Genomic DNA, 6675 nt, shown 5'->3' with positions numbered 1-6675 from the left:
TAAAACCGCTTTTAAAATCTGTGAATGCTGTGCTTTTCCTCAACGATGAGATAGAGCAGATAGGGGACCGGTATTATGTTAAGGGCATTGCAAAATTTGTTGATTGCGAGACCGGGGCCGAAATTACCAATAAGGCATATGCACGGGAAGAGGAAGAAAAGAAGGGCATGGACGCTTCTCAAATAACTGGAAGTACAAGCAGTTACGCCCGAAAATATGCGCTTAATGGCCTGTTCTGTATCGATGATAACAAAGATGCTGACTCCAACGGGAAAATCAATGAGGACCAGCGAAACGAAATTATAGAGGAGCTGAAAAGAACAGGCGTTGGAATAAAGGGGCTTTTAAAGAACTATGGTCTTAAGACTCTGGAGGAGATGGAGGCTGACCAGTATAGCGAAGCTGTAAAGGTGCTTAAATCGAAGCCGGATAAAGAGAAGATACCACCTCCAGTCTCAGACGATGAAATGAAACAATTATCGCCGCCAGATGATAATGGATTACCGTTTAATTAGTGGGGTGATGGCATGTATGAATTTGCACATATAACGGCTTACAAGCCAGTAGAGGAAGGGACGTATTTGCAGGTGTTCATTCCAGGTAAAAACCTTATGGGTCCGCTGGAGGAAAAGCACATGCGGACATGTAACGTCTGGCTTGACGATGGACGGCACATAAGCGCAGAGCAGCGGAAGAAAGCATACGCAACGATTAACGACATTGCAGCTTTCACAGGAGAGATGCCGGAAGTCATGAAAGAGTGGCTTAAGTATCTGCATATTTACCGTACAGGCTGCGAGTACTTTTCGCTCTCATCTTGCTCTATGGATACGGCCCGGGAATATATCAACACGATACTGGATTATGCGCTGGAAGCTGGAGTACCGCTATTAGATTTCGCGCTTAACCGCACTGATGATATTGGACATTACCTGTATGCATGTCTGAAGCTTAAAAAGTGCGCTATCTGCGGAAGGCCGGGAGAAGTCCACCATGTTGATGCAATCGGGATGGGAAATGATCGCAGGACGCTTGATGATTCGGATCATCGAAAGATATGTCTGTGCCGTGTGCATCATACAGAGGCTCATACAACCGGTTTTAACAGCTTTGCAGAGAAATATAAGGTATACGGTATCAAATATAAAGAATAAGCCTTGTCGGCTCTGAAACGAGCCTTTAGATAGGGGGCAAGAATTAATGTGTCACGAACATAATAATTGCCATGGTACTGCCTCCGCCGTCTTTCGTCTAGCGGCGGGGGAACAAAGGAGGAATTACAATTGAGTTATATAGATTTAAGCGGTATGCATTTTGGGTTTCTGGTGGCTCGGGAATATGCAGGAAAGGGATACTGGAAGTGTCAATGTCTTAACTGCGGAAAAGACAAATTGGTCAAAGGAGAGCATCTTAGACTGGGGAATGTAAAGTCCTGTGGCTGCTTGAAGGAAGAGCAGGAGACACGCGGAAAGAGGGATACAAATAGCTATGTTATACGTACCCACAAGGGTGATGAAATTAACGTAGATGCCGAAGATGTAGACCGGCTGTCAAAACATTCATGGTCGATCGGAATAGATGGATACCCACAGGCCAGGGTAAACGGAAAAATGATGCGAATGCATGAGCTGTTAGTCGGCCAGTATCGCGGTGATGGGCTTGTGATTGACCATATCAACCATAATCGGGCGGACAACCGGAAAGACAACCTGCGGATCGTTACCCCGGCACAGAACGCCAGAAAAACAGGAATTGAGGTGTAGACATGGCAAACAAGAGAATGTTCTCAAAGGCAATTATTGACAGCGATATGTTCCTGGATATGCCGAAATCAGCCCAGGCGCTTTACTTCCATCTTGGTATGAGGGCGGATGACGATGGATTCCTTGACAATGCAAAAAAGATCATGCGTAGCATTGGAGCCAGTGAGGATGATTATAAGATTCTGGTGGCAAAAAATTACATAATCCAGATGGAAAAAGGGATTTGTGTAATCACACATTGGTGGGTCCATAACTACATCCAGAGGGACCGCTACAAGGAGACAATCCACCTCGAAGAAAAGGCACTTTTGACCCAGACAGAGACCGGCGTATACACTTTGGATACAGAATGTGTACAGCCTGTATCCATTTCGGCTTCTCAGATTAGATTAGATAAGATTAGTATAGATAAGATTAATAATAATATACCGGCTTCCGCTGACGCTCCACCCTCACCTGACGTTAAAGTAAAACACAAATATGGCGAATATAAACATGTTATGTTAACAGATGATGAAAAGGGAAAACTACAGGCTGAGTACGGCGAGGGGATGGCGGAAAAAGCAGTCACGTTTCTTGATGAGTATATCGAGATGAAAGGCTATAAAGCAAAGAGTCATTATTTGGCAATCCGCAAATGGGTGATAAATGCGGTGAAAGAAGCTGAGCAGAAGGACAAAGGAAGGACAGGAAAACAGAAAACAAACCAGTTCCAGCAGTTCCCACAGCGTGAGGTTGATTATGACGCTCTGGTAATGCAGGGACTACAGAATATGGGAGATGGTGAACATGGGAAAGAGATATAATCCCGAAAACTTTGTTGACAGGGTATACATGGATTCCAAATTTGCGGAACTCAGAACGGAATTGATTACATACTTTGACGGCAGATTACGGGAGCTGCAGGAAATGATAAATACAGAGTCGGAGCCTCCGGCGGAAAAAAAAGAAGACAGCAGGGCCGGTCAGAAAACAGGAAGGGGAGCCGGACCCGTGCATGATCTGGAAAATGAACATGAATAAAAGAGGTACTGAACTGGCGAAGAGATATCCGAAGCAGAATGATTCGTTAAATACCGTGCTGCGGAAAATATATCTTAAGATGGATCGGCAGTATGGGGTCTGCCTGGCGCAGGAAGTAAAAGACTGTAAAGGCAGATCGGATAAAAAACCATCAACACTTGAGGCCATTTCACAGAGCGAGAAGTTAAGGAATCTTTTCGAATCAATCCTTTTCAATTTTGAGGAGGAATGCAGATTACGAGAAGAGAAAGCTCAGGCGGCGGAAGCTGCAAAACTTGCGTTGACAAGACAGGAGATCATTCAACCACTTATTGAGGCGAGAGCAGACAGGAGTACAAACGGCTGCTCAACCTATGCGGCAGTATGGCGGGAGATGCGAAAAAATGGTGCTGACTTCGAGGCGGCAGAGGCAAGGTACAGAGAGAAAACCAGAAGCAAACGGAGCATCAAAAGTAAAGAACTTGTTGACAATGATATAGACCTGAAAAAGAAATTTGCGGAGACCGTAGCTGAGATGCTTCACGAGGCCGGAAAGGCAGACCATGAAAGAGCGTCATAAGCAGATCAGGGACTACATAGTCCAGTACACTATAGCCCACGGCTGGCCGCCCTCGGTGAGAGAGATCGGGGAAGGCGTAGGACTGGAGAGCACGAGCAGCGTACACCTGCATCTCAAGCAGATGGCAGACGCCGGGATTATCAAGATGGTGCCAGGGCAGCCGAGATGTATAACGGTACCGGAGCTGGTGATCGAATGGAAAGGGGATCAGGAAAATGTATAGTACTACACCACAGCGAAAGACACTTGAAAAATTATGTCCGTATTGCGGGAAAACCCGAACATATACCTACCGTGATGGATACGATGAAGTGGATTACGGTACCGGACGCAGCCGGTATATACCGTCAAGTACAGTTGACGAGGGCTGCGATTGTATGTTAGGCAAGCTAAGCCATGCTGCCGAAAAAATCCAGATAAAGAAACAGTGCGCTAACTGTGCATGGAATGTGAACGGAAATTGCACAAATAAGCAGGAGCGAACCGATGTTTCGGAGATGTTTGGAATAACCGGTGATCTGGTTATAAAAAATGAATCAAAGCGCTGTAAACATTATGAGTTATCGAAAAATATATTCGATGCCCTGATTGAGTTAAAAAATTAAGATTTAGGAGGGGAAATGAGCAGTAGACCGGAGATTACAGCGCTGTTGTCACTATCAATACAAAAGTACATAAGTCCACATAATGATCCGAGGATTTACTGGGCCAGAGAAGTTACGTTTGACTATGCCACCAGTAATGCGGTGCGCGTGGACTACATGATGTTTAAGCCGGTCAACAATACGGTGTCCGGAATCGAAAAAGGAGATTTTTACTGTTATGAAGTGAAATCCTCTGTTGAAGATTTTCGTTCAAAAAACGGGCATAATTTTCTGGGAGATTTCAACTATTATGTTATGCCGCAAGAAGTTTATGAAAAGGTTCGTAACGAAATACCTTACCGTGTAGGCGTGTATATTCCAGAAAAGAAAAATCATCGTGGTGAATGGTATGATTTAAAATCTGTTAAAAAAGCGGTGAGACAGGATAGGTTAAGACCAGTGTCAGAAATGCTGCTAATGATGTTTAGATCGGCGAGAAGAGACAGTTAATTTAAGCTTTTAGAAAGAAGATGTGCCTATGAAAAGAATTACAGACAGCCAGATAGTAAAACATGCAGATGGTAGTTCTCACGAACAGTTATATTGTTTTGGACACCTTTGGGGGCCGGCATATTTCAGGAAAGATTCGGCAGATTATAAGGAATATATATCAATTGTACAGAAATTAAAAGCCTATGAAGATACCGGTCGGGAGCCGGAGGAAATATTGTCTAGCTTGCAACTGGCCGAAATAGCTTGCTTGCAAATCCGATACCAAAAAAGACAGGAGTTGCTAGAACGTGCTGCTGAGTGCATAGAGAACTGTTATGGACGGGAAACGGAGTTGTCAGAAGCAATCAGGAAAGAGTTAAATTAATATTTCCGAGAGGAGGATCATGATGGATATTGAAAAAGCCATAGAAATTATAAGTAGAAAAACGACTATTCCAAATGAGGGAGAAAGTTTTTCTGATATCGAAGAAGCATATAAAATTGCCACAGCTTCTATGCAAAAAGATGTTTACAAGACATGCGAATACGGGAACGGTTTTTATCCTTGTCCGAATTGCGGAGAAACGACCACAGAAGATTGTGTAAATGCAGGAAGATGTTCTTCATGTGGGCAGGCGATAATTCATTAAACTGATATTTGAACGATAAACCATTTTCCTGACGTCGCGAAAATGGTGCAGAGAAAGGAGGCCGGAGCGGTGGCCACCGTAACGGGAATTCCCGGCTTCTTTCGAAAAAATGGGATTTGAAGTATTTGAAAACTACGAATGTGACGGTCAGATAGAGATTACAGATTCTATAGGGCCGTTAAAGAAAGACTTGCTTATAGATTGCTTTGCCGGAGGTGGCGGGGCAAGTGTAGGAATAGAAATGGCACTGGGACGGCCGGTTGATATAGCTATCAATCATGATCCGCAGGCGATCCGAATGCACAAAGTTAATCATCCGGATACGCTGCATCTGACCGAGGATATATTTAAGGTCGATCTTAAAAAATATGTTGCTGGCCGCCATGTAGCGCTTATGTGGGCGTCTCCGGATTGCACCAGTCACAGCAAGGCAAAAGGAGGACAGCCACGTAGCAAGGGGCTTAGAATCCTGCCGTGGGCGGTGTATAAGCACGCAAAGGCAATTCTTCCGGACGTAATCCTGATGGAAAACGTCGAGGAAATACAGCAGTGGGGACCGCTGGACGAGGCAGGGCACCCGATAAAAGAAAGGGCCGGGGAGGATTACAAACGATTCATAGCGGCCATGAAAAAGCTGGGATATGATTTTGACAGCCGGGAACTGGTGGCGGCAGATTTCGGAGCGCCTACAACGCGGAAGCGCTGGTATGCAATCTTCCGGAGGGACGGGAAGCCTATTGCATGGCCGGAGCCAACGCACAGTAAGAGCGGAGCAGATGGCCGGCAGAAATGGTTGGAATGCGGAGATTATATTGATTGGTCGGACTTGGGGCGTTCCATATTTGACCGGCCGCGGCCGCTGGCAGATGCCACCATGAAGCGGATTGCAAACGGGTATGTAAAGTACGTTGTCAACAACCCACAACCATACATAGTTAACAATCAGAGCGCCGTTGCCTTCATGATTCAGTACCACGGAGAGACGCGGGCAGGCGATTCGCGCGGACAACTTCTGACGGAGCCGATAAAGACAATTGATACCAGTAACCGGTATGGTTTGGTTACGGCGTTCGTTACTAAATTTTACAAATCCGGAACAGGACAAGGGTGCGAAGAACCGTTGCATACAATCACCACATCACCGGGGCATTTTGGACTTATATCTGCATTCCTGATTAAGTATTACGGCACTGGCTGCGGGCAGGAAGCGGGGAAGCCGCTGGGGACCATCACAACGAAGGATCGATTCGGCCTCGTGAATGTAGTCACTGATATTGATGGAGAACAGTATCTCATAAAAGATATCTTTCTCCGTATGTTAAAACCGGAAGAACTTAAGAAAATGCAAGGGTTCCCGGAGGATTATATACTTAATCGGGATATTGAGGGCAAGCCGTACCCGGTCGGGGAACAGGTGGCGCGGATCGGGAATAGCGTGGTGCCGATAATGGCTCAGGCGCTCGTATCTGCAAATTGTCCGTATCTGAAAGTAGGCGAGAGAATGCCGAACATGAGGATAGACGATAGCAAGGAGCAGCTGCGGTTTGCTTAACAAAACGATCATTTACTGAATTACTCCTCCCAGAATAATAGGAGGAGTAGAA

At 45.5% G+C, this 6675-nt stretch carries 12 protein-coding genes; all 12 read left to right on the top strand.

What is annotated here, in order from left to right; genetic code table 11:
• On the top strand, positions 1–515 hold a 515-nt coding region (locus tag NE473_RS28040; RefSeq protein ID WP_256265463.1), incomplete at its 5' end, for an ERF family protein.
• A gap of 120 nt (positions 516–635) precedes the next feature.
• Positions 636–1154, top strand: a complete 519-nt coding sequence (locus NE473_RS28035) for a putative HNHc nuclease (protein ID WP_333492639.1) — start codon at positions 636–638, stop codon at positions 1152–1154.
• A gap of 129 nt (positions 1155–1283) precedes the next feature.
• On the top strand, positions 1284–1763 hold the full coding sequence (locus NE473_RS28030; RefSeq protein ID WP_055651868.1) for an HNH endonuclease signature motif containing protein: 480 nt from the start codon (positions 1284–1286) through the stop codon (positions 1761–1763).
• A 2-nt stretch (positions 1764–1765) separates the two neighbouring features.
• On the top strand, positions 1766–2569 hold the full coding sequence (locus NE473_RS28025; RefSeq protein ID WP_055651869.1) for a hypothetical protein: 804 nt from the start codon (positions 1766–1768) through the stop codon (positions 2567–2569).
• Positions 2553–2786 (top strand): hypothetical protein, encoded by a 234-nt coding sequence (locus tag NE473_RS28020; RefSeq protein ID WP_055651870.1) that lies wholly within the window; start codon positions 2553–2555, stop codon positions 2784–2786. The genes NE473_RS28025 and NE473_RS28020 overlap by 17 nt, the downstream gene beginning before the upstream one ends.
• Positions 2787–2865: 79 nt before the next feature.
• Entirely contained in the window at positions 2866–3345 is a 480-nt protein-coding gene (locus tag NE473_RS28015) for a hypothetical protein (protein WP_155521625.1), read from the top strand.
• Positions 3329–3568, top strand: a complete 240-nt coding sequence (locus tag NE473_RS28010; protein ID WP_055651872.1) for a LexA family protein — start codon at positions 3329–3331, stop codon at positions 3566–3568. Before NE473_RS28015 ends, NE473_RS28010 begins: the two co-directional genes overlap by 17 nt.
• Complete coding sequence (locus tag NE473_RS28005) at positions 3561–3950, top strand: hypothetical protein (protein WP_055651873.1); 390 nt, start codon at positions 3561–3563, stop codon at positions 3948–3950. Before NE473_RS28010 ends, NE473_RS28005 begins: the two co-directional genes overlap by 8 nt.
• Positions 3951–3965: 15 nt before the next feature.
• On the top strand, positions 3966–4439 hold the full coding sequence (locus tag NE473_RS28000) for a hypothetical protein (protein WP_155560825.1): 474 nt from the start codon (positions 3966–3968) through the stop codon (positions 4437–4439).
• A gap of 28 nt (positions 4440–4467) precedes the next feature.
• Positions 4468–4806: a hypothetical protein gene (locus tag NE473_RS27995; protein ID WP_055651875.1), complete on the top strand. Its 339-nt coding sequence runs from the start codon at positions 4468–4470 to the stop codon at positions 4804–4806.
• A gap of 19 nt (positions 4807–4825) precedes the next feature.
• Positions 4826–5071 carry a hypothetical protein gene (locus tag NE473_RS27990; protein ID WP_256265462.1) on the top strand — a complete coding sequence of 82 codons (246 nt, stop codon included), beginning with the start codon at positions 4826–4828 and terminating at the stop codon, positions 5069–5071.
• A 109-nt stretch (positions 5072–5180) separates the two neighbouring features.
• The gene (locus NE473_RS27985) at positions 5181–6623 is read left to right on the top strand and encodes a DNA cytosine methyltransferase (protein ID WP_256265461.1); all 1443 of its coding nucleotides are present in this window, start codon (positions 5181–5183) and stop codon (positions 6621–6623) included.
• Positions 6624–6675 lie beyond the last annotated feature (52 nt).

The sequence above is a fragment of the Hungatella sp. SL.1.14 genome, from assembly GCF_024460495.1.
Classification (GTDB): Bacteria; Bacillota; Clostridia; order Lachnospirales; family Lachnospiraceae; genus Hungatella; species Hungatella hathewayi.
The sequence above is the reverse complement of the archived record's forward strand: the minus strand, read 5'-3'. Positions and strand labels throughout refer to the sequence as shown.